Origin of the sequence: Burkholderia sp. MS389 (genome assembly GCF_016899425.1) — a bacterium.
GTDB lineage: Bacteria > Pseudomonadota > Gammaproteobacteria > Burkholderiales > Burkholderiaceae > Burkholderia > Burkholderia sola.
Window position 1 is genome coordinate 2690985 of sequence record NZ_CP045995.1, and the last position, 23292, is coordinate 2714276.

20 protein-coding genes are annotated in these 23292 nt (G+C 67.4%); 18 read left to right on the top strand and 2 right to left on the bottom strand.

The genetic code is table 11. The features are described 5' to 3' along the window. Window positions 1-169 precede the first annotated feature (169 nt). The 6 genes from GJG85_RS28410 to GJG85_RS28435 all read left to right on the top strand — a co-directional run bounded on the left by GJG85_RS28410 (window position 170) and on the right by GJG85_RS28435 (window position 4948). A complete protein-coding gene (locus GJG85_RS28410; RefSeq protein WP_204384126.1) occupies window positions 170-523 on the top strand; it encodes a YciI family protein in 354 nt (117 codons plus the stop codon). A 125-nt stretch (window positions 524-648) separates the two neighbouring features. Beyond that, window positions 649-1068 (top strand): YciI family protein, encoded by a 420-nt coding sequence (locus GJG85_RS28415; RefSeq protein WP_011548204.1) that lies wholly within the window; start codon window positions 649-651, stop codon window positions 1066-1068. 26 nt (window positions 1069-1094) lie between these two features. Further along, window positions 1095-1511 (top strand): VOC family protein, encoded by a 417-nt coding sequence (locus GJG85_RS28420; protein ID WP_050017363.1) that lies wholly within the window; start codon window positions 1095-1097, stop codon window positions 1509-1511. Then, window positions 1508-2776 (top strand): RNA polymerase sigma factor, encoded by a 1269-nt coding sequence (locus tag GJG85_RS28425; protein ID WP_050017362.1) that lies wholly within the window; start codon window positions 1508-1510, stop codon window positions 2774-2776. Before GJG85_RS28420 ends, GJG85_RS28425 begins: the two co-directional genes overlap by 4 nt. A gap of 289 nt (window positions 2777-3065) precedes the next feature. After that, window positions 3066-3488: a rubrerythrin family protein gene (locus GJG85_RS28430; protein WP_006479492.1), complete on the top strand. Its 423-nt coding sequence runs from the start codon at window positions 3066-3068 to the stop codon at window positions 3486-3488. A gap of 122 nt (window positions 3489-3610) precedes the next feature. After that, the gene (locus GJG85_RS28435) at window positions 3611-4948 is read left to right on the top strand and encodes a heterodisulfide reductase-related iron-sulfur binding cluster (RefSeq protein ID WP_050017361.1); all 1338 of its coding nucleotides are present in this window, start codon (window positions 3611-3613) and stop codon (window positions 4946-4948) included. Window positions 4949-4962: 14 nt separating this feature from the next. On the opposite strand, the gene GJG85_RS28440 is transcribed toward GJG85_RS28435, so the two are convergent. Continuing rightward, window positions 4963-6045: an RNA-guided endonuclease TnpB family protein gene (locus tag GJG85_RS28440; protein ID WP_060733609.1), complete on the bottom strand. Its 1083-nt coding sequence runs from the start codon at window positions 6043-6045 to the stop codon at window positions 4963-4965. Between the two features lie 89 nt (window positions 6046-6134). On the opposite strand from GJG85_RS28440, the gene GJG85_RS28445 reads away from it, so the two are divergent. Next, complete coding sequence (locus GJG85_RS28445; protein WP_050017950.1) at window positions 6135-6716, top strand: DUF3501 family protein; 582 nt, start codon at window positions 6135-6137, stop codon at window positions 6714-6716. A gap of 725 nt (window positions 6717-7441) precedes the next feature. Then, window positions 7442-8383: a transposase gene (locus tag GJG85_RS28450; RefSeq protein ID WP_050017951.1), complete on the top strand. Its 942-nt coding sequence runs from the start codon at window positions 7442-7444 to the stop codon at window positions 8381-8383. A 117-nt stretch (window positions 8384-8500) separates the two neighbouring features. On the opposite strand, the gene GJG85_RS28455 is transcribed toward GJG85_RS28450, so the two are convergent. Then, a complete protein-coding gene (locus tag GJG85_RS28455) occupies window positions 8501-10042 on the bottom strand; it encodes a mannose-1-phosphate guanylyltransferase/mannose-6-phosphate isomerase (RefSeq protein ID WP_050017952.1) in 1542 nt (513 codons plus the stop codon). 431 nt (window positions 10043-10473) lie between these two features. Between GJG85_RS28455 and GJG85_RS28460 the strand changes: the two genes are divergently transcribed. The 10 genes from GJG85_RS28460 to GJG85_RS28505 all read left to right on the top strand — a co-directional run bounded on the left by GJG85_RS28460 (window position 10474) and on the right by GJG85_RS28505 (window position 23291). Continuing rightward, window positions 10474-11847 carry an undecaprenyl-phosphate glucose phosphotransferase gene (locus tag GJG85_RS28460; RefSeq protein WP_050017977.1) on the top strand — a complete coding sequence of 458 codons (1374 nt, stop codon included), beginning with the start codon at window positions 10474-10476 and terminating at the stop codon, window positions 11845-11847. A 74-nt stretch (window positions 11848-11921) separates the two neighbouring features. Further along, entirely contained in the window at window positions 11922-13334 is a 1413-nt protein-coding gene (locus tag GJG85_RS28465; protein WP_050017953.1) for a UDP-glucose/GDP-mannose dehydrogenase family protein, read from the top strand. Window positions 13335-13364: 30 nt separating this feature from the next. Then, window positions 13365-13808 (top strand): low molecular weight protein-tyrosine-phosphatase, encoded by a 444-nt coding sequence (locus GJG85_RS28470; protein WP_006482944.1) that lies wholly within the window; start codon window positions 13365-13367, stop codon window positions 13806-13808. Further along, window positions 13802-14980 (top strand): polysaccharide biosynthesis/export family protein, encoded by a 1179-nt coding sequence (locus GJG85_RS28475; protein WP_050017954.1) that lies wholly within the window; start codon window positions 13802-13804, stop codon window positions 14978-14980. The genes GJG85_RS28470 and GJG85_RS28475 overlap by 7 nt, the downstream gene beginning before the upstream one ends. A 50-nt stretch (window positions 14981-15030) precedes the next feature. Further along, on the top strand, window positions 15031-17256 hold the full coding sequence (locus tag GJG85_RS28480; protein ID WP_050017955.1) for a polysaccharide biosynthesis tyrosine autokinase: 2226 nt from the start codon (window positions 15031-15033) through the stop codon (window positions 17254-17256). Between the two features lie 62 nt (window positions 17257-17318). Then, the gene (locus GJG85_RS28485; RefSeq protein WP_050017956.1) at window positions 17319-18278 is read left to right on the top strand and encodes a glycosyltransferase family 2 protein; all 960 of its coding nucleotides are present in this window, start codon (window positions 17319-17321) and stop codon (window positions 18276-18278) included. Between the two features lie 43 nt (window positions 18279-18321). After that, window positions 18322-19467, top strand: coding sequence for a glycosyltransferase family 4 protein (locus GJG85_RS28490; protein WP_124553956.1), 1146 nt, complete (start codon window positions 18322-18324; stop codon window positions 19465-19467). A 10-nt stretch (window positions 19468-19477) separates the two neighbouring features. Next, on the top strand, window positions 19478-20944 hold the full coding sequence (locus GJG85_RS28495) for a glucose-6-phosphate isomerase (RefSeq protein WP_050017958.1): 1467 nt from the start codon (window positions 19478-19480) through the stop codon (window positions 20942-20944). Next, window positions 20941-22125 (top strand): glycosyltransferase family 4 protein, encoded by a 1185-nt coding sequence (locus tag GJG85_RS28500; RefSeq protein ID WP_050017959.1) that lies wholly within the window; start codon window positions 20941-20943, stop codon window positions 22123-22125. The genes GJG85_RS28495 and GJG85_RS28500 overlap by 4 nt, the downstream gene beginning before the upstream one ends. Then, complete coding sequence (locus tag GJG85_RS28505) at window positions 22125-23291, top strand: glycosyltransferase family 4 protein (protein WP_050017960.1); 1167 nt, start codon at window positions 22125-22127, stop codon at window positions 23289-23291. The genes GJG85_RS28500 and GJG85_RS28505 overlap by 1 nt, the downstream gene beginning before the upstream one ends. Window position 23292 lies beyond the last annotated feature (1 nt).

Below are 23292 nucleotides of genomic sequence, written 5' to 3' on the forward strand. Positions count from 1 at the left end.
CCGCATCTTGAAGGCAAAATGTCAGGCTGCGGCCGAAATGGCCGTTCGGCCATTGCCGGTTGGCCAACGATGCGGCAAGCCGCCCCGCGGCTGTTACGCTTTCGCACCGGGCGTCGTGTGCCGCTCGGCCGCTGCATGTCGCCGCACCCCGTTCCCACAGGAGAAATCCATGTCTTACATGCTGTTGATTGTCGAACCGACCGAGCAGCGCGTCGAGCGCACGCTCGACGAAGGCCAGGCGCTCTATGCGCGGATGGTCGATTTCGCCGAGTCGCTGAAGGCGCGCGGCGTGCTGCGCGGCGTCGAGTCGCTGGAACGGTCCGAGCGCGGCACGCGCGTGCAGGTGCGCGACGGCGAGACGCGTCTGCTCGACGGGCCGTTCGCGGAGGCGAAGGAGATGGTCGGCGGCTTCTTCCTCGTCGACGTCGACACGCGCGAGGAAGCGATCGAAATCGCGCGCCAGTGCCCGGCCGCGCAATGGTGCACGGTCGAGGTGCGCGCGGTCGGCCCGTGCTTTCTGTGAGCGTCGCGACTCGGTATTTACCCTGATTTGTCGTGGCGCGTGTCGATCCGGCCGTCTTCCGCCCGTCGTCCGGGTAAGGCGCCACGGAACGGGCGCCGCTTTCCACCGACGACAAGGAGTGAACGATGCGATTCATGATCATGATCCGGGCGAATGCCGTCAGCGAATCCGACGCGTTGCCGGACAACCGGCTGGTCGAGGCGATGACGGTCTATCACGAGGAACTGGCGAAGGCCGGCGTGCTGCTCGACGCCAACGGCCTGAGGCCGAGCGCCCACGGCTGGCGCGTGCGCTACACGGGCGGCAAGGGCACGGTGATCGACGGCCCGTTCGCCGAAACGAAGGAACTGATCGCCGGCTACACGCTGATCCAGGTGCGCTCGCGCGACGAGGCGCTCGAATGGACGCGCCGGTTCCCCGCGCCGTTCGGCGCCGAGCTCGATTGCGAGATCGAGGTGCGGCCGCTGTTCGAGCTCGACGACCTGACGCCGAGCGACGCGGTCGAGCGGTTCCGCGATCTCCACGTCGGCCGCAGCCACGCCTGAATCCAATCTCACCGGGAGCACCCGTCATGCACAAGATGGTTTTCATCAACCTGCCGGTAGCCGACCTGCCGCGCGCGAAGACGTTCTACCAGGCGCTCGGCTTCGAGGTCGTGCCGGCCTATACCAACGAGCAGGCCGCCTGCATCAAGATCAGCGATGCGATCTTCGCGATGCTGCTCGTGCGGCCGTTTTTCCAGACCTTCACCGACAAGACCATCATCGATCCGGCGACGCACATCCAGGTGCTGTCGTGCCTGTCGTGCGATAGCCGCGCCGAAGTCGACACGCTCGTCGCGAAGGCGCTGGCGGCCGGCGGGGCCGCGCCGCAGGCGCCGCGCGAGTACCCTAACATGTACGGCCACGGGTTCACCGATCCGGACGGCCACACGTGGGAACTGATGGCCATGCCGCTGGAGGCGTCCGCCCAGGGGCAGGCGTCGTGACGCATGAGGCGACGCATCGTGCGATCGAAGCGGTCTGGCGAATCGAGGCGCCGAAGATCATCGCGCGCGCCGCGCGCGTGGTGCGCGACGTCGGCGTGGCCGAGGAACTGGCGCAGGACACGCTCGTCGCGGCGCTCGAGCACTGGCCCGTCGACGGCGTGCCCGACAACCCGGCCGCCTGGCTGATGACGGCCGTGAAGCGTCGCGCGCTCGACCGGGTCCGGCAGGAGTCGCTTCATTCGGCCAAGCGCGACCAGCTTGGCCACGAGATGGACGCGCTCGAAGCGCACGTCGTCCCCGACATCGCCGATGCGCTCGCCGACGCGCGCGACGACGACATCGGCGACGATCTGCTGCGGCTGATCTTCACGTCGTGCCACCCGGTGCTGTCGACCGACGCGCGCGTCGCGCTAACGCTGCGGCTGCTCGGCGGGCTGACGACGGGCGAGATCGCGCGCGCATTCCTGACGCCGGAGCCGACGATCGCGCAGCGGATCGTGCGCGCGAAGCGCACGCTCGCGGCCGCGCACGTGCCGTTCGAGGTGCCGGCCGCCGATGCGCGGCCCGCGCGGCTCGCGTCGGTGCTCGAAGTGATCTATCTCGTGTTCAACGAAGGCCATGCGGCGACGGCGGGCGACGACTGGATGCGCCCGGCGCTGTGCGACGAGGCGTTGCGGCTCGGCCGCGTGCTGGCCGGCCTCGCGCCGGACGAAAGCGAAGTGCTCGGGCTCGTCGCGCTGATGGAGTTGCAGGCGTCGCGCATGCATGCCCGCGTCGACGCGCAGGGCCGGCCCGTGCTGCTGCTCGACCAGGACCGCAGCCGCTGGGATCCGTTGCTGATCCGGCGCGGCCTCGCGGCGCTGGAGCGGGCGACGAAGCTCGGCGGCGTGCGCGGGCCGTATGCGCTGCAGGCCGCGCTTGCCGCGTGCCACGCGCGGGCGCGGCACGCGGCGGACACGGATTGGGCGCAGATCGTCGCGCTGTATGACGCGCTCGCCGAAGTCGCGCCGTCGCCGGTCGTCGAGCTGAATCGCGCGGTCGCGGTGGGGATGGCGTTCGGGCCGGCCGCCGCGCTCGAACTCGTCGACGTGCTGCGCGACGATCCGGCGCTCGCGCGCTATCACTGGCTGCCGAGCGTGCGCGGCGATCTGCTCGCGAAGCTCGGCCGCGCCGACGAGGCGAAGCTGGAATTCCGCCGCGCGGCGGAACTGACGCGCAACGAGCGTGAGCGCGAATTGCTGCTGAAGCGCGCGATGGATGCGTGACGCGTGACGAGCGCGGCGCCGCCGCGCACCGCACACTACCCGCCGTCCCGTCCCGTCCCGTCCCGTCCCGTCCCGTCCGCTCCCGCGCACCGCATGGCGCCCGTCTTCCCGCCATCCGCCGCACACCGCCCCCCGACACTATCGCCCGCATTGAAAAAGCCTATTGGGGGATGCGAACGCGAGCGCCTAGATTGAAGAGCACGACGCGCGCCCGGCGCACGCATCGTTCCCCACATATCTGATCGGCCCGGCGTCGCACGCGGCCGCGCCGACTCGAACGGAGGCGCAAATGGCTCAACTCAAGGGCAGCAAGACCGAAGAGAACCTGAAGGCCGCATTCGCGGGCGAATCGCAGGCGAATCGGCGCTATCTGTATTTCGCGTCGAAGGCCGACGTCGAGGGGCAGAACGACGTCGCCGCGCTGTTCCGCTCGACCGCCGAAGGCGAAACCGGTCATGCGCACGGCCATCTCGAATACCTGGAAACCGTCGGCGATCCGGCCACGGGCCTGCCGTTCGGTTCGTCGCGGCTGAATCTCGAATCGGCGATCGCTGGCGAAACGCACGAATACACCGACATGTATCCGGGCATGGCGAAAACCGCGCGCGACGAGGGGTTCGACGAAATCGCGAACTGGTTCGAGACGCTCGCGAAGGCCGAACGCAGCCACGCGAACCGCTACACGAAGGCGCTGGACAGTCTCGTCGACTGACGGGCCGCCGCGGGCCGCCCGGCATCGCCGTGCGACCGGCACGCGGCCGGCTGTTCGTTCATCGCCGCCCGCATCGTGCGGGCGGTGCGCTTGCGCACATGCGCGCCATGCGGGAGCGCCCCATGCCCCACAAGGAAGGCAGTCTCGAAGCGCCGACCCGGCATCCGCTCGACTGGCAGTCCGAAGCGTTCTACGACCAGGCCGAGATCGATGCGGAAATGACCCGCGTATTCGACATCTGCGCCGGCTGCCGGCGCTGCGTGTCGCTGTGCGGCGCGTTTCCGGCGCTGTTCGACCTGGTCGACGACACGCCGATGGGCGACGTCGAGGACGTGCCGAAGGAAGCATTCGGCAAGGTCGTCGACCAGTGCTATCTGTGCGACCTCTGCTACATGACGAAATGCCCGTACGTGCCGCCGCATGCATGGAACGTCGACTTCCCGCACCTGATGTTGCGCGGCAAGGCCGCGCGTTACAAGCGCGGCGAAGCGACGCTGCGCGACAAGGTGCTGTCGAATACCGATGCGCTCGGCCATTTCGCCGGCATTCCGGTCGTCACGCAGACGATCAACGCGGTGAACCGCACGCCGCCCGCGCGGCACGCGCTCGAAGCGGCGCTCGGCGTCGATCGCCATGCGTGGCTGCCGGAGTTCGCGCCGCGCACGTTCCGGCGCGCAGCCGAGCGCTCGGCGAACCCGCCCGTGCGCGACGGCGAACGCACGCCCGGCAAGGTCGCGATCTACGCGACGTGCTACGTGAATTTCAACGAGCCGGGGATCGGCCACGACCTGCTCGCGATCCTCGCGCACAACGAGATCCCGTACGAACTCGTCACGCGCGAAGCGTGCTGCGGGATGCCGCTGCTGGAGCAAGGCAACCTCGCCGGCGTCGCCGCGAAGCAGGCGGTGAACATCCCGGTGCTCGAACGCTACGCACGTGAAGGCTATGCGCTGATCGGCGCGATCCCGAGCTGCGTGCTGATGTACAAGAGCGAGCTGCCGCTGATGTTTCCCGCCGACCCGGCCGTGCGCGCGGTGGCCGACGCGTTCTGGGACCCGTTCGAATACGTGATCGCGCGCCATCGCGACGGGCTGCTGAAGACCGATTTCAAGACCGGCCTCGGCAGTGTGTCGTATCACGTGCCGTGCCATGCGCGCGTGCAGAACATCGGCCGCAAGACGGCCGATGCGCTGTCGCTCGTGCCCGATACGCGCGTGACCGTCGTCGAGCGTTGCTCGGGCCACGCGGGCACGTTCGGCGTGAAGAAGGAATTTCATGCGGACGCGATGCGGATCGGCACGCCGGTGTTCAAGGCGATGGCCGAGCCGCGGCCGGACGTCGTGTCGTCCGACTGCGCGCTCGCCGGCCATCACATCGTGCAGGGCATCGACGAGAACGGGCTGCCGCCGGCGCCGCTCGCGCATCCGCTGACGCTGCTGCGGCGCGCGTACGGCATCTGAGCGGCGGCCGGCCATCACGAGGACACCCTTGACGTCCTCCTCTCCCTAAAGGGAAGGATTCCCACACCTGGCGATGCACGTCCGCATCGGAGAATGTTCAACGCAGCGTTGGTATCTCGATCATGCTCGGCACCACAGTCACTGCAGGCCCACTCTCTTATTCGCAGTCCCGCGATACCTTTCGGCCGCGTCGTGCTGTCTTTCGATCCGCACGCCGAACAGGACTGGGTCGAACCGCTTTCGTCGACTTCCTCGAACGTGGCCCCGTGCGCCATCGCTTTGTAACGGAGCTTGTTTCGGAAGGACGACCAGGACGCGTCGTAGACGCTTTTCGCCATCCTGGTCCTGGCGAGTTTGGTTGCCGACACGTTGCCGACCGCGATGTAATCGAAACGCCGCACCAGATCGAGCGCGAGCTTATGCTGGAAGTCGGCACGCGCATTCGCGACCTTGGCGTGCAGCTTCGCGATATGTCGCTTGTGCTTTCGTGCTCGCTGCGCTTTCGCCAGCTTTTCCGCCGCGCGTCGACCGAACTGGTCATTGGGCAGTTTCTCGCCGGTCGAAAGTGTGGCGAAGTCTTTCAGGCCGAGATCGATGCCGACACCAGAACGGATCGGACGAGCCTGAACATCCGGCATCTCGATCACGATGTTGAGAAACCAGTTGCCGCGCGCATCCTGTGCAAAGTTGGTCCCATCCTTGATCTTGCCTTCGGGAAGCGGTCGACTGTTAAACACCCGAAAAGTATTGCCGGCAAAGCGAAACGCGTCGCCTTCGCGCTTCAGGTCGCGGCCCTTCAGCGGCACCCAGCCCAGCGATTTCCTGCCGCGATAGCGCAGGTAGGGCCGACGGTGCTGGCTGCCCGACTTCGCATATTGCTCGCATGTTGCGTTGATCGTGCCGGAGTGAATACCGAGTTCCTTGCTGCTGCCGGTTGTCAGCACGTTCAGGTCGAATCCTGTAGGCCACTTCTTGCTCCACTTGAGCGCGTGCTTCTGCGTGTCGTTGCAGAAGTTCCAGACGTAGTTCACCGCACGGCTCTGCTTGTTGAGCAGTCCGTTGAGCGATTTCACCCGGTAGCGGTAGACAAGGATCATGCCGGTGATCCTAACCCGTGGAAGAAGCTGCCTGTCAACAGCACGCCTTTCCTCCCCGTCCTGAAGGACGGGGTTTCTCGGAGCAACTGATGACGCTGACCCGCGACTCCCTGCTGACGCTCGAAGCGTACGCGAAGATCCGCAAGGCCGAACACGCGCGACTCGTCGCGTACAAGCGCCGCCGCGCGGTGGCGCTCGGCAACCACCTGCGTTTTCTGTTCGAGGACGAGACGACGATCCGTTATCAGATCCACGAGATGCTGCATATCGAGAAGATCTTCGACGAAGCCGGCATCGAAGGGGAACTGGAAGCGTATCTGCCGCTGGTGCCCGACGGCACCAACCTGAAGGCGACGATGCAGATCGAGTACGAGCACGAGATCGAACGGCGCGCGGCGCTCGCGCGGCTGATCGGTGTCGAGGATCGCGTGTACCTGCGGGTCGACGGGCACGCGAGCGTCTACGCGATCGCCGACGAGGATCTCGAGCGCGACAACGCGGAGAAGACGTCGGCCGTGCACTTCGTCCGCTTCGAGTTCGATGCGCCGATGCGCGCGGCGCTCAAGGGCGGGGCGGCGCTGTCGATCGGCTGCGATCATCCGGCCTACACGATGCCCGCGCAGCGCATCGACGCGGACGTGACCGCGTCGCTGGCAGGCGATCTGCGCTAGCGCCGCCGTCGTCGCGAGCCGCGCAAGCCGGCTTCCCCCTTTCCGTTCGGACCCGAAACAGCCGCGTCGCAGCCCTGCGGCGCGGCCGCTTGCCGGTTGCGGCGAAAATGTAACAAGCGTGACGGATTTGCATGCGGGGACAGAGTGGGCGCGCCGCGTCAGCGTATTTTCATTCCTCGCAGCGAAACAATAAAAAGATTGTGCATCGAGATAATTTGATTCAGGTCAAATTGAATGATTTACCGATTCGTGAATAACTTGTTACGAATTTTTCCCTGATTTACCGATTCCCCGTAACCCTTCCGGAAGAGCTTGCCGGCTAGGGTCGGAGCAGGCGGAAACTGCCGTTTCAGCGCATTCTTCAGACGCTGCGGAGCCCCGCCAGACGGGCCTTTGCAGCCATCGGCATAAAGATCCCGCAAAAAAATTCAAGCGTAAATGGATTGCTCGCCGATGGCAGGTTGTTTCAGTGCGTAACATTAAGTCATTGTCATATTGAGATAAACCCTGAGGATGGTATGCTTCGTGCACAAAAATTCCCACATTGGAGTGAGACCGCGATTTGTGCGCCATTGCCGGGAATCGCGGCACCGTGAAAGTGCGGTGTCGCCCGGTATGCACAACGCCGGATAACCATAATGTGCAACCTGGCCGCCCCGCGACGCGATGTGTCGTGACGGCGCCGCCAATCGCAGCCCCGGCCTGGCTGCGTGGAGAGATTGACTATGTTCTTCGATGAGCTTAACGATGAAGAGTGGTTTCGCCTTTCAGCGCTGATCGCCGATGAACCCATCAGGCTGAACCGTCGTGGGCGTCCACGTGCCGAACCGCGCGTCGTCGCGAACGCGGTGCTCTGGATCCTGACGACCGGCGAAGCCTGGTCCAAGCTGCCCGGCCGCTATCCGTCCGGGCCGACGTGCCGCCGTCGCTACGAGGAGTGGCTCGCGAACGGCACGCTGCTGAAGATGATCGACGTGCTGACCCAGTTCAGCGGGCGCACGTTCGCGTATATTCCGCCGCCGCCGGAGGCCGTCGTGCCGGCCCGCCGCGCGGAGCCCGCGCCCGACAACGACCGTCTGCGCGGCGTGTTCTGGCAGAACCCCGAGTCGTGGCAATTGCCAGGCGCGCAGGCAAACGTTTGGCAGGGCGAGGGTGCGTCGCTGAGCGCGATGGCGGACGACCCGATGGACGGCCGCGCCGACGTGTCGTTTACCGTGCCCGGTGCGCCGGCCGCGGAGTTGCGGCATGCGCGGGCGTCGGCCGCGAGCTTCGCCGCGGCCGAGCCGCAGGTCGACGAGTATCGCGGCTATACGATCAGCGGCATCGCGCAGCCCGTGCAGAACCTGATGTATCGCGCGTGGGCCGAGATCTCGCAGGACGACCGTCGGGTCGAACGCTCGGGCCTGATCGGCCCGCGCTTCACCGACGCCGAGGCGGCCGAGCAGTACGCGCTCGACTGGGCGCGCCAGTGGATCGATCGCCACGGTGCGAGCGACGCACCGGCGCGCGAGCCGCAGGGCGAAGTGCTGGCCGGCTTGTCGGCGCTGGCGCGCGCGGAATCGGACATCAAGCGCTTCATCGCCGAGCGTCGCGCGGGCGCGTTGTCGGAAAGCCGCAACGATCCCGTGCAGGCGGAGCGTCGCGAGTACGCGTACCGCGTGGGCTGATCGCCGTTGCCGTGTCACGCGCGGGCCGTCGTGTGCCACGACGCCCGCGCGGAAGTCTCGTGTCTCCATGTCTGCTTAGGGCGCCGCGCGAAGCGGCGCCCTGTGTTGCATGACGCGTTACTGCCGGCCGTAGGTATCGTCGAAGCGGACGATGTCGTCCTCGCCGAGATACGCCCCTGATTGCACTTCGATCAGCTCGAGCGGCATCTTGCCCGGGTTTTCCAGGCGGTGCGACACGCCGAGCGGAATGTACGTCGATTCGTTTTCGGACAGCAGGAACGTTTCGTCGCCGCGCGTGATGCGCGCGGTGCCGCGCACGACGATCCAGTGTTCGGCGCGGTGGTGGTGCATCTGCAGCGACAGTTGCGCGCCCGGCTTCACGACGATGCGTTTCACCTGGAAGCGCTCGCCCGTGTCGACCGAGTCGTAGTGGCCCCACGGACGATGCACCTTGCGGTGATCGGTCGCTTCGGTGCCTTGTCGCGCCTTGATGTGCCCGACGATCTTCTTCACGTCCTGCACGCGCGATTTATCCGCGACGAGCACGGCGTCGGGCGTTTCGACGACGACCAGGTTTTGCGTGCCGACGCACGCGACGAGCCGGCTTTCCGAATGCGCGAACGTCGAGTCGGCGCCTTCGAACAACACGTGCCCGCGGCCGACGTTCCCGGCGTCGTCCTTCGGCGAGATCTGCCAGATCGCGTCCCACGAGCCGACGTCCGACCAGCCTGCGTCGAGCGGCACGACGACGCTTTCGCACAGTTGCGGCAGGCTCGCGAGCGGTTCCATCACCGCGTAGTCGATCGAGTTCGACGGCGACGCGGCGAACGCATCGCGATCGACGCGGAAGAAATCGCCGTCTTCCTTGCCCTGTGCGACCGCCTGTTCGCAGGCCGCGTAGATCTCGGGTTCGAGCTGCCGGATCGCCTTGAGCCAGACCGACGCGCGCACGATGAAGATCCCGCTGTTCCACCAGTATTCGCCCGACGCGACGTACTGCTGCGCGAGTTCGAGATGCGGCTTCTCGACGAAACGGTCGAGGCGGCGTACGTCGAGGCCGCCCGTGCCGGCGTCGCCGAGCGGCGCGCCGACGCGGATATAGCCGTAGCCGGTTTCCGCGTGCTTCGGCACGATGCCCATCGTCGCGATCTTGCCTTGCGCCGCGCAGTGCACGCCGGCCGCGACGGCCGCGTGAAAGCGCGGCACGTCCGCGACCGCATGGTCGGCGGGCATCACGGTCATCACCGCGTCGTTGCCGCCGGCGACGAGCCGCAACGCGGCGAGCGTCAGCGCGGGCGCGGTGTCGCGGCCGAGCGGCTCGAGCATGATGGTCGCGTGCTTGGCCGTCAGGCGCAACTGTTCGGCGGTCGTGAAGCGGTGATCCTCGCCGCACACGATCAGCACGTCGTCGTTCAGCGGGTGATCGGCGATCAGGCCGTCGAGGCGCAGTGCGGTGGACTGCAGCAGCGAATGATCGCCGAGCAGGCCGATCAGCTGTTTCGGAAAGCGCTCGCGCGACATCGGCCACAGGCGCGTGCCGGAACCGCCGGCGAGAATCACGGGCTGCACGGCGAGGCGGGTACCGACGGCGGGCGTGCCGACGATGGGGGCGGCGGAAGAAGAATGGCGCGTTTCGGCGACCACTGCCGGAGCATTCATGATGACACTCTCCACGGTTGAAGTCAGTGCCTGTCGTTGTAGCATGAAGTAAATCGACAATAAAACCGGACCCAATGCCGGATATCCGCCGAGCCGTCATCTGGAAGAACTTTCCGCGGTAGCACTGGCCGCAAATAAAAAAATAAAAAATAATTCCCGGCGCCAGCCTGCCGCGCCCGCCCGCAAAGGGCGAGCGGAAAGCGTAAAGATTCAGAAAAAATCCCCGATCGAGCCCGATTCGGGAAATCCTGCCGATTTAATTAAAAAAGATCGCGGCAAGAATTTCCGATTATTTTTCGAAATACTTGTGCGCTTGAGGATGAATTTTCTTGTCGCTTCAATAGCGTCATGCAACGTTTGAATCGAATGTGCGGCACGGGTCGCGCAAGGCGCTGTTCGGCAAACGCCTGTTCAAAGAAGAGGAAACAGACATGTTGAGCGTGCTGGCGAGAGTCATCGATATCGCGATGGTCGTGACGGGCGCGCTGATCGCGGCTGCGCTGCACGACGGCAGCATCGGGCTCAGCGACCTGCAGCGCACGACGGTGCTGTTCGACTGCCTGCTGGTCGTCGTGTTCTTTCCGGCCATCGGCATCTACCAGTCGTGGCGCGGCAAGCGTCTCGTCGGGCTGGTGGTGCGCGTGGCGTTCGCGTGGCTCGCGGTCGAGCTCGCGGGCATCCTGATGAGTTTCAGTTTTCACCAGTCGGGCGATCTGTCGCGGCTGTGGCTCGGCTACTGGGCGCTCGTGACGATGGCGCTGCTCGCCGGCTCGAAGACCTGCGTGCACGTCGTGCTGCGGCAGTTGCGCCGCGGCGGCTACAACCTGAAGGCGGTCGCGATCGTCGGCGGCACGCCGGCGGCGCGGCGGCTGATCGCGCAGATGCGGGCGCGGCCGGAAGCCGGCTTCAACCCGGTGTGCGTGTACGACGAAAGCGAGGCGCCGGGCGAAGTCGCGCTCGACGACGTGCGCATCGAGCGGCAGTTCGAATCGCTGGTGTGGCTGGTGCGCAGCCGCGCGATCAGCGAGCTGTGGCTCACGCTGCCGATCACGGAGGAGCGCCGGATTCACCAGATCGTGACGGTGTTCCGCCACGACTTCGTGAACATCCGCTTCATCCCGGACGTGCGCACGCTGTCGTTCTTCAACCAGGAAGTGGTCGAGGTGCTCGGCGTGCCGGCGATCAACCTCGCGGCGTCGCCGATCACCGACGTGCGGATCCTGCCGAAGTTCGTGTTCGACCGGCTGTTCGCGCTGGCGGCGCTCGCCGCGCTCGCGCCGGTGATGGTGCTGATCGCGGCGCTGATCAAGCTGACCTCGCGCGGGCCGGTGTTCTTTCGGCAGAAGCGCAAGGGCATCGACGGGCACGAGTTCGAGATCTACAAGTTTCGCTCGATGAAGGTGCACCAGGAAGTGGCCGGGCAGGTCACGCAGGCGACCAAGAACGACTCGCGCGTGACGCCGGTCGGCCGGTTCCTGCGGCGCACGAGCCTCGACGAGCTGCCGCAGTTCATCAACGTGCTGAAGGGCGAGATGTCGGTGGTCGGCCCGCGCCCGCATGCGCTCGCGCACGACGACATCTACAAGGATCTGGTCAAGGGCTACATGTTCCGCTACCGGATCAAGCCCGGCATCACCGGGTGGGCGCAGATCAACGGCTATCGCGGCGAGACCGACCAGATCGAGAAGATGATGGGCCGCGTGAAGCTCGACCTGTACTACATGCAGAACTGGTCGTTCTGGCTCGACATCAAGATCGTCGTGCTGACGCTGTGGAAAGGCTTCACCGGCAGCAACGCGTACTGACACCGACGCGCTGCGTCGCACAGGCATTCGGGTTTTCCGAATTTCGAATCATTGGTCAAGGGGTCCGACACATCATGAATCTGACTATCATCGGCAGCGGTTACGTAGGGCTTGTCACCGGCGCCTGTCTCGCCGACATCGGGCACGACGTGTTCTGTCTCGACGTCGACCAGGCAAAGATCGACATCCTGAACAACGGCGGCGTGCCGATCCACGAGCCGGGCCTGAAGGAAGTGATCGCGCGCAACCGCTCGGCCGGCCGCCTGCGCTTCTCGACCGACGTCGAGGCCGCGGTCGCGCACGGCGACGTGCAGTTCATCGCGGTCGGCACGCCGCCCGACGAGGACGGCTCGGCCGACCTGCAATACGTGCTCGCGGCGGCGCGCAACATCGGCCGCTACATGACCGGCTTCAAGGTGATCGTCGACAAGTCGACGGTGCCGGTCGGCACGGCCGAGCGCGTGCGCGCGGCGGTTGCCGAGGAGCTCGCGAAGCGCGGCGGCGACCAGATGTTCTCGGTCGTGTCGAATCCGGAATTCCTGAAGGAAGGCGCGGCTGTCGACGATTTCACGCGGCCGGACCGCATCGTGATCGGCTGCGACGACGACGTGCCGGGCGAGCGCGCCCGCGAGCTGATGAAGAAGCTCTACGCGCCATTCAACCGCAATCACGAGCGCACGCTGTACATGGACGTGCGCTCGGCCGAGTTCACGAAATACGCGGCGAACGCGATGCTCGCGACGCGCATCTCGTTCATGAACGAGCTGGCGAACCTCGCCGACCGCTTCGGCGCGGACATCGAGGCCGTGCGCCGCGGGATCGGCTCCGATCCGCGCATCGGCTACCACTTCCTGTACGCCGGCTGCGGCTACGGCGGCTCGTGCTTCCCGAAGGACGTCGAGGCGCTGATCCGCACGGCCGACGAGCACGGCCAGTCGCTGCAGATCCTGAAGGCCGTGTCGTCGGTCAACGCGACGCAAAAGCGCGTGCTCGCCGACAAGATCGTCGCGCGTTTCGGCGAGGACCTGAGCGGCCGCACGTTCGCGCTGTGGGGCCTGGCCTTCAAGCCGAACACCGACGACATGCGCGAGGCGCCGAGCCGCGAGCTGATCGCCGAGCTGCTGTCGCGCGGCGCGCGCGTCGCCGCGTACGACCCGGTCGCGCAGCAGGAAGCGCGCCGCGTGCTCGCGCTCGATCTCGCCGATCACCCGAGCTGGCTCGAGCGCCTGTCGTTCGTCGACGACGAGGCGCAGGCTGCGCGCGACGCCGACGCGCTCGTGATCGTCACCGAATGGAAGGCGTTCAAGAGCCCCGACTTCGTCGCGCTCGGCCGCCTGTGGAAGGCGCCCGTGATCTTCGACGGCCGCAACCTGTACGAGCCGGAGACGATGAGCGAGCAGGGCATCGAGTACCACCCGATCGGCCGGCCGGGCTCGCGCCAGGCCGTCGCCGCGCGCGTGCCGGGCGCCGCGCGCGCGAGCGCGTAACCCGTTTTTCGTCACTCGTTACGAGACGCCATGTTCCGGAACATCCTGATCGTCTGCCACGCGAACGTCTGCCGCAGCCCGGCGGCGGAAATGCTGTTCAAGTCGCACGCCGCGTCGCGCGGCGGCCCGCGTCCGACGTTTCATTCGGCCGGCGTCCACGCGAACGACGGCGACGGCATCGATCCGGTGATGCGGCAACTGCTGGCCGAGCGGGGCGTCGATGCGACGACCCATCGCTCGCGGCGGCTGTCGCGCCGGATCGTGCGCGACGCCGACCTGATTCTCGTCAGCGAGCGCCGACAGATCGCGGCCGTCGAAGCGGTCGATCCGTTCGCACGCGGCAAGGTCCACCTGCTCGGCAAGTGGGAAGGGGCCGAGATCGCGGACCCGCACGGCGGCCCCGAGGCCGACTACCGCGAGAGCTACTCACTGATCGAACGTCTGGTTCAAGGATGGCTACAGAAACTATGCTGAAACGCCCGATGCGCCCGGTGGCGCTTGCCGTCGCGCTGACGACTTTCCTGTCAGCCTGTGCAACCGCGCCCGGCAACTACCTCGACTCGTCGAACCTGAAGGACGAAGGCCGGCAGGAAGCGGCCGAAACCTATCCGGTTCATTACATCGACGCCAAAGTGGTGATGGACCAGCTGCAGAAAGCACAGGTCGATCATCCGCTGCCGCCCGGGCGCTATACCGATCCGTCGCAGTACACGTATCGCGTCGGCCCGCAGGACATCCTCGGCGTCACCGTGTGGGACCACCCGGAGCTGACGACGCCGCAGGGCCAGTCGTTCTCGAGCGGCGGCAACACGACGCAATCGGTCGCGGGCGCGTTGCAGCAGCCGTATACGACCGCGCTGCCGGGCCAGGCCGATCCGTACGGCCAGACGGTTGCCGCCGACGGCACGATCTTCTTCCCGTTCGTCGGCCGCATTCGCGTGGCGGGCAAGACGGTCGCGCAGATCCGCGACGAGATGGCGTCCAGCCTGTCGCGCTACGTGAAGAATCCGCAGCTCGACGTGCGCGTGCTGTCGTTCCGCAGCCAGAAGGTGCAGGTGACGGGCGAGGTGAAGCAGCCGGGCCCGCTCGCGGTGAGCGACGTGCCGCTCACGCTCGTCGACGCGATCTCGCGCTCCGGCGGCTCGACCGCCGAAGCCGACCTGCAGCGCGTGCGCCTGACGCGCGACGGCAAGCTGTACACGCTCGACGCGAACGGCGTGCTCGATCGCGGCGAGGTGAAGCAGAACGTGATGCTGCAGCCGGGCGACATCGTCAACGTGCCGGATCGCAGCGACAGCCGCGTGTTCATCATGGGCGAGGTCAAGACGCCGGTCACGGTGCCGATGCTCAAGGGCAGGCTGACCATCGCCGACGCGCTGACCGCGGGCGGCGGGATCCTCGACACCGATGCGAACCCGCGCAAGATCTACGTGATGCGCGGCATGCGCGACAACCCGACGAAGCCCGAAGTGTTCCGCCTCGACATGACGCAGCCCGATGCGCTGATGCTGTCGAGCCGCTTCCCGCTTCAGCCGCTCGACGTCGTCTACGTCAGCACGGCCGGCTCGGTGCAGTTCAACCGTGTGCTGCAGCAGGTGCTGCCGACGATCCAGACGATCTTCTACATGCGGCAAATCACGCGCTGATAGCCCGCCGGGGCGGCGTCCGCCCCCCGGCACCACTCAAGCGGGAACGAATGGTGAACACGCAAGCGAAACACTCCTACGCGGACCTGACCGCGAAGACCGAGGAAGAGGACTTCGTTCTCGGCCAGTTGCTCCAGGTGATCATGGACGACATCTGGCTGCTGATCGGCATCGCGGTGACGGTCATCGCGCTCGCCGGCCTCTACTGCTTCATCGCGAAGCCGGTCTACCAGGCGGACGTGCACGTGCGGGTCGAGGGCAACGACAACACGTCGCAGGCGCTCACGCAGACGCAGACGGGCGCGTCGATCAACAGCGGCCCGCAGCAGGCGCCGACCGACGCGGAAATCGAGATCATCAAGAGCCGCGGCGTGGTCACGCCGGTCGTCGAGCAGTTCAAGCTGAACTTTTCGATCGCGCCGAAGACGCTGCCGGTGCTCGGCAGCCTCGCCGCGCGCCTCGCGACGCCGGGCGAGCCGTCGCGGCCGTGGCTCGGCCTGAAATCGTACGCGTGGGGCGGCGAGCTCGCCGACGTCGACTCGATCAGCGTCGTGCCGGCGCTCGAAGGCAAGAAGCTGACGCTGACGGCCGGCCCGAACGGCACCTATTCGCTGGTCGACGAGAACGGCACGCGGCTGCTGGCCGGTCGCGTCGGCGAAGCGGCGCAGGGCGGCGGCGTGACGCTGCTCGTGCAGAAGCTCGTCGCGCGCCCCGGCACGCAATTCACGGTGGTGCGCTACAACGATCTCGACGCGATCAGCGGCTTCCAGGCCGGCATCCAGGTGAGCGAGCAGGGCAAGCAGACGGGCGTCGTGCAGATTTCGCTGGAAGGCAAGGACCCGGACCAGACCGCCGCGATCGCGAACGCGCTCGCGCAGTCGTACCTGAACCAGCACGTGGTCGCGAAGCAGGCGGAAGCGACCAAGATGCTCGACTTCCTGAAGGGCGAGGAGCCGCGCCTGAAGGCCGACCTCGAACGCGCGGAAGCCGCGCTCACGCAATACCAGCGCACGTCGGGTTCGATCAACGCGAGCGACGAGGCGAAGGTCTACCTCCAGGGCAGCGTGCAATACGAACAGCAGATCGCCGCGCAGCGCCTGCAGCTCGCATCGCTCGCGCAGCGCTTCACCGATTCGCACCCGATGGTGATCGCCGCGAAGCAGCAGCTCGCGGAGCTGCAGGGCGAGAAGGACAAGTTCAGCAACCGCTTCCGCAGCCTGCCGGCGACCGAGGTGAAGGCCGTCCAGCTGCAGCGCGACGCGAAGGTCGCCGAGGACATCTACGTGCTGCTGCTGAACCGCGTGCAGGAGCTGTCGGTGCAGAAGGCCGGCACGGGCGGCAACATCCACCTGATCGACTCGGCGCTGCGTCCGGGCGCGCCGGTCAAGCCGAAGAAGGTGCTGATCCTGTCGGCCGCCGTGTTCCTCGGGCTGATCCTCGGCACGGGCGTCGTGTTCCTGCGTCGCAACCTGTTCCAGGGCATCGAGGATCCCGACCGCATCGAGCGCACGTTCAACCTGCCGCTGTACGGGCTGGTGCCGCAAAGCGCCGAGCAGGTGAAGCTCGACGCGGCCGCGGAGAAGGGCGGCAGCCGTGCGCGGCCGATCCTCGCGAGCCTGCGTCCGAAGGACCTGAGCGTCGAAAGCATGCGCAGCCTGCGCACCGCGATGCAGTTCGCGATGATGGATGCGAAGAACCGCGTGATCGTGCTGACCGGCCCGACGCCGGGCATCGGCAAGAGCTTCCTGACGGTCAACCTCGCGGTGCTGCTCGCGCATTCGGGCAAGCGCGTGCTGCTGATCGACGCCGACATGCGCCGCGGGATGCTCGACCGCTACTTCGGCCTGACCGTGCAGCCGGGCCTGTCCGAGCTGCTGAGCGATCAGTCGCCGCTCGAGGAAGCGATCCGCGAGACGCCGGTGCAGGGCCTGTCGTTCATCGCGGCCGGCACGCGCCCGCCGAATCCGTCGGAGCTGCTGATGTCGACGCGCCTGCCGCAATACCTCGAAGGGCTCGGCAAGCGCTACGACGTCGTGCTGATCGATTCGCCGCCGGTGCTGGCGGTGACCGACGCAACCATCATCGGCCGCATGGCCGGCTCGACGTTCCTCGTGCTGCGCTCGGGCATGCATACCGAAGGCGAGATCGCCGATGCGATCAAGCGCCTGCGCACCGCGGGGGTCGACCTGGAAGGCGGGATCTTCAACGGCGTGCCGCCGAAGGCGCGCGGCTACGGCCGCGGCTATGCGGCCGTGCACGAATACCTGAGCGCTTGATCGCATTTCACGACACCGGGCCGGCGCGAGCGGCGCCTGACCGGCCGACTGGAGAATCCTTGATGAAAATTTCCGTGCTCGTTCCGACCTATCGGCGTCCCGCCGACCTCGCGCGCTGCCTGCTGGCGCTGCAGCGGCAGCAGCGGCTGCCCGACGAGGTGATCGTCGTCGCGCGCCCGGAGGACGACGCCACGCACGAACGGCTCGCCGATCCGGCGGTCGGCGGCGCGCTGCCGCTACGCATCGTGCCGGTCGAGGTGGCCGGCCAGGTCGCCGCGCTGAACAAGGGGCTCGACTCGGTGAACGGCGACATCGTCGCGATCACCGACGACGATGCGGCGCCGCACGCGGACTGGCTCGCGCGCATCGAAGCCGCGTTCCTGTCCGACCCGCGCGTGGGCGCGGTCGGCGGGCGCGACTGGGTGCACGAGAAGGGCCGCTTGCTCGACGAATCGCGCGAGCTCGTTGGCCAGCTCACGCTGTCGGGCAAGATCATCGGCAATCATCACCTTGGCGTCGGCGGTGCGCGCGCCGTCGACATGCTCAAAGGCGCGAACATGAGCTACCGCCGCGCGGCGATCGAACGGCTGCGCTTCGACACGCGGCTGCGCGGCGCCGGCGCGCAGGTGCACAACGACATGGCGTTCAGCATGGAGGTGCAGCGCTCGGGCTGGACGCTGCTGTACGACCCGGCGATCGCGGTCGACCATTTCCCGGCCGAGCGCTTCGACGACGACCGGCGCGATGCGGCGTCGCTGAACGCGATCAGCAACGGCGCGTACAACCTGCAACTGACGCTGCGGGAGCATCTGCCGCCGGTACGGCGCGAGATCGCGTGGTGGTGGTGGACGCTGGTCGGCACACGCGTCTATCCGGGCTTTGCGCACGTGCTGCTGGCGCTGCCGACCGCGCGGCGTGCCCGCGTGCTCGCGCACTGGCGCGCGGTGCGCCGCGGCGCGCGCGATGCGCGTCGCACCGATCTTGCCCCCCATCGTGCGGCGATGCCGCCGGTGACGTCTTGAACGGCCTGCGCGCCTCGCGCGCGGCCATGCCCGGAGGGCTCGCATGACCACGAAGGCTGCAACGAACGTTCACGTCCATCTGTTCTACGGCGCCGATCCGCGTACCTACCGGAAAGGCGACGACATCGGCTGCCTGTACGGCTATCACCACGCCGAATCCGACGAATTCCGGCTGACCTATTCGCAGGACGGCCGCGAGAACCGCGTCGTGAGCGTCGCGCGCCGCGCGCTGAAGGCGGCGCTCGGCTTCGATATCGTGCATGCGTGGCGCAACCGCGCGACGTTGCTCGCGACCGACGTGATCTGGACGCATACCGAGCAGGAGCATCTGGCCGCCGCGCTGATCCTCAAGCTCGCCGGCGCGCAGGGCAAGCGCCCGCTGCTGCTCGCGCAGAGCGTGTGGCTGTTCGACAAGTGGGGCAGCTTCGGCGGCCCGCGCCGCTGGCTGTACCGCAAGCTGCTCGCGCGCGCCGACGCGCTGACCACGCTCGCCCGCGACAACGCCGACCTGTGCCGCCGCATCCTCGGGCGCGAAGCCGAGTTCGTTTATTACGGGCTGAACACGCAGGATTTCCCGCCGGTCGAGCCGCGGCAGTGGCAGCCGAACCGGCCGCTGCGGATCGCCGCGATCGGCAACGACCGCGATCGCGACTGGCGCACGTTCCTCGCCGCGTTCGGCGGCGACGAACGCTACGACGTGCGGCTCGCGACGCGCCGCCGCGTGCCGCGCGAATGGCATGCGCCGAACGTGAAGATCGGCCCGGCGTCGGGGCTCGCGAAGCAGCACGAACTGTACGCGTGGGCCGATGTGATCGTCGTGCCGCTGCGGCCGAATTTCCATGCGTCGGGCATCACCGTGATGCTCGAGGCGGCGGCCGTCGGCAAGCCGATGATCGTGTCCGACGTGGGCGGCCTGAGCGACTACTTCCCGCACGATACGGCCGCCTATGTGCCGGCGTTCGACGCGCAGGCGATGCGCCAGGCCGCCGATCGCTTCGTCGCCGATCCGGCGGCGGCGCTCGACTGCGCGCGGGCCGCCGCCGCCTGCCTGCGCGAGCGCGACCTGACCACGCAGGCGTTCGCCGAGCAGCACGTGCGGATCACGCGCGACATGCTGCGCCGGCGCCGCACGCCCGCGGCGGCCGGCGTCGCGATGCCGCTCGCCGATTCGCACCCTTCGTCGCAGTGAGCGCGGATCGATGAGTACGATTGCCGCCGAACGCGCGCCGTCGCGCACCCGCAGCTGGTTCGCCGAACCGAAGCACTGGGCCGGGCAGGCCGGGCTGTGGACGTTGACCGCCGCGCTGATCGCGATCCACCAGGGCAAGGTGCTGACGCTCGCGTTCCCGGTGCTGGCCATCGGGGTCGGCATCTGGCTGTATTTCAAGAGCCCGGCGCGCTATGTCGGCTTCATGTGGTGGGTGTGGTTCCTGAGCCCGGAAGTGCGGCGTCTGGCCGACTGGTCCAAGGGCGCGTTCACGCCGACGAGCCTGATCCAGGTCGCGCCGCTCGCGGTGACGATGATCGCCGGCCTGGGGCTCATCAGGCATTACCGCGTGCTCGCGCAGCGACGCGGGATTCCGGTGCTGCTGATCCTGTTCGGGCTCGTGTATGCATACCTGGTCGGGATCGTGTCGAGTGGCGTGATGGCCGCAACCTACGACCTCGCGAACTGGCTGTACCCGATCCTGATCGGCTTTCACATCATGGTGAACGCGCGCAACTATCCGGAGTATCGCGACGTGCTGCTGTCCACCTTCATGTGGGGCATGCTCGTGATGGGCGTGTACGGCGTCGTGCAGTACTTCGTGATGCCGCAGTGGGACGTGCTGTGGATGGTCGGCTCGCAGATGGGCTCGCAGGGTGAGCCGGTGCCGTACGGCGTGCGCGTGTTCAGCACGATGAATTCGTCCGGGCCGTTCGCGTTCGCGATGATGGGTGCGCTGGTGTTCGTGCTGGTCGCGCCGCAGAAGATCCGCTGGTTCGCGGGCGCGGCCGGTTTCGTGTCGTTCGCGCTGTGTCTCGTGCGCTCGACCTGGGGCGGCTGGGTGATCGCGCTCGCGATCCAGCTCGTGCAATCGAGCAACCGCGTGCGGATGCGGATCCTGATCAGCGGCGTCGTGCTGGTCGGGCTGTGCGTGCCGCTCTTGACCGTCGGGCCGGTGGCCGACCGGCTCGGCGCGCGCCTGCAGTCGATCACGAACCTGAAGGACGACCGCAGCTACGACGACCGCAACAAGTTCTACGCGACCTTCGCGCAGACGGCGTTCACCGACGTCGCCGGCGAAGGGATGGGCGCGACCGGCGCGTCCACGAAGCTGTCGAGCGACAGCGGCGAGCTCGGCAAGTACGGCAGCTTCGACAGCGGCGTGATGAACGTGCCGTTCGTGCTCGGCTGGCCCGGCACGCTGCTGTATCTCGCCGGCGTCGTGATGCTGTTCGGCCGCACGCTGCGCGCGGCGTTCAAGCTGCGCCAGGACAAGTTCGTCGGCGCGTGCCTGAGCCTGTGCCTGTCGACCTTCGCGATGCTCGTATTCACGAACTCGCTGATCGGCACCGGCGGCCTGCTGATGTTCACAGCCATTTTTTCGATACTTGCCGCGGCGCACTGGCAGAAGGCGCAACGCCTGCTGGCCGCCGCGCGTTCACGGGGAGGCGACCATTGAGAATCGCGATCGTCACGCACGTCGTGCGACATAACGACGGGCAGGGCCGCGTCAATTACGAAATCGCGCGCGCGGCGCTGGCCGAACACTACGAGGTCACGCTGGTCGCGTCGCATGTCGCGCCCGAGTTGCTGGCCGATCCGCGCGTGCGCTGGGTGCCGGTGAAGGTCGGCGGCTTCTGGCCGTCGAATCTCGTCAAGCAGCAGGTGTTCGCGCTGAAAAGCGCGGCGTGGCTGCGCGCGCACCGTGGCGAATACGACGTGCTGCACGTGAACGGCTTCATCTCGTGGATCAAGGCCGACGTGAATACCGCGCACTTCGTGCACGGCGGCTGGTTCAAGAGTCCGTACTATCCGTTCGGACCCACCAAGGGGCTGTGGTCGGCCTACCAGTACGTCTATACGCGTGTGAATACCGTGCTCGAGCGCTGGGCGTACAAGCGTTCGCGCGCGATCACGGCGGTGTCGCAGAAGGTGGCCGACGAGATCGCCGGGCTCGGCATCGACAGCGGCAAGATCAGCGTGATCTACAACGGCGTCGACGGCAGCGCGTTCGCGGGCGCGCAGGCCGATCGCGCGGCGTTCAAGCTGCCGGCCGACGCGTTCCTGCTGCTGTTCGTCGGCGACCTGCGCACGCCGCGCAAGAACCTCGGCACCGTGCTGAAGGCGCTGACGAAGCTGCCGGCGAACGTGCATCTGGCGGTGGCAGGCTATCTGCCCGGCAGCCCGTATCCGGAAGAAGCGCGCGCGCTCGGCATCGATTCGCGCGTGCATTTCCTCGGGCTCGTGAAGAACATGCCGACGCTGATGCGCTCGGTCGACGCGTACGTTTTTCCGTCGCGCTACGAAGCGATGAGCCTGTCGCTGCTGGAGGCGATGGCGGCCGGTCTGCCGGTCGTCACCGCGCGCACGGCGGGCGGCGCGGAAATCATCACGCGCGAATGCGGGATCGTGCTGGAGGATCCGGACGATCCGGCCGCGCTCGCGCAGGCGATCGGCGCGCTCGCGGCATCGCGCGACACCTGTCGCGCGATGGGCGACGCGGCCCGCGAACTGATGACCCGTTTCGGCTGGGCGCACATGGGCGCCCAGTACGTCGCGCTTTACCGGCGCATCGGCCAACCCACGCAGCCGTCCGCGTTCGAGCGGGTCGAGCATGCAATCACGCAGGAGCAACCGTGATGTCCCACTCTTCCCGGCCGATCAAATCGTTGCAGATCGGCATGCACTGGTTCCCCGAACGCGCGGGCGGCCTCGACCGGATGTACTACTCGCTCGTCGGCGCGCTGCCCGGCGCGGGCGTCGAGGTGCGCGGGCTCGTCGCCGGCTCGCCGAAGGTCGCCGACGACACGGGCGGCGCGATCCAGGGCTTCGGGCCCGCGTCGCAGCCGCTCGCGCGCCGGATGCTCGCCGCGCGGCGCGCGCTGCGCGACGAGATCCGCAGCGAACGGCCGGACGTGATTTCGTCGCACTTCGCGCTGTACACGTTCCCGGGCCTCGACGTGACGCGCGGGATTCCGCAGGTGTCGCACTTCCAGGGGCCGTGGGCCGACGAAAGCCAGGTCGAGGGCGCCGCGTCGCTCGGGCAGCGCGCGAAGCGCTATCTCGAACAGGCCGTCTATACGCGCTCGTCGCGGTTGATCGTGCTGTCGCAGGCGTTCGGCCAGATCCTGACGCACCGCTACGGGATCGATCCGTCGCGGGTGCGCGTGATTCCCGGCTGCGTCGATACCGCGCAGTTCGACACGCCGCTCACGCCGGCCGAGGCGCGGCACAAGCTGCAACTGCCGCAGGACCGGCCGATCGTGCTCGCCGTGCGCCGGCTCGTGCGGCGCATGGGGCTGGAGGACCTGATCGACGCGATCGGCATCGTCAAGCGCCGTCACCCGGACGTGCTGCTGCTCATCGCCGGCAAGGGCAAGATCGGCGAGGAACTGCAGCAGCGCATCGACGAAGCGGGGCTGCAGGACAACGTGAAGCTGCTCGGCTTCGTGCCCGATCATCATCTCGCGGCGCTGTACCGCGCGGCGACGGTCAGCGTCGTGCCGACGGTCGCGCTCGAGGGCTTCGGGTTGATCACCGTCGAATCGCTGGCATCCGGCACGCCGGTGCTGGTGACGCCGGTCGGCGGGCTGCCGGAGGCGGTCGCCGGGTTGTCGAACGATCTCGTGCTGCCGTCGACGGGCGCCGATGCGATTGCCGAAGGGCTCGGCGGTGCGCTGTCAGGGGCGATCACGTTGCCCGACGAGGTCGCGTGCAAGCGCTATGCGCGCGATCATTTCGACAACGCGGTGATCGCGCGACGCGTGGCTGGCGTGTACGAAGAGGCGATTCAGGCGGCAGGCTGAA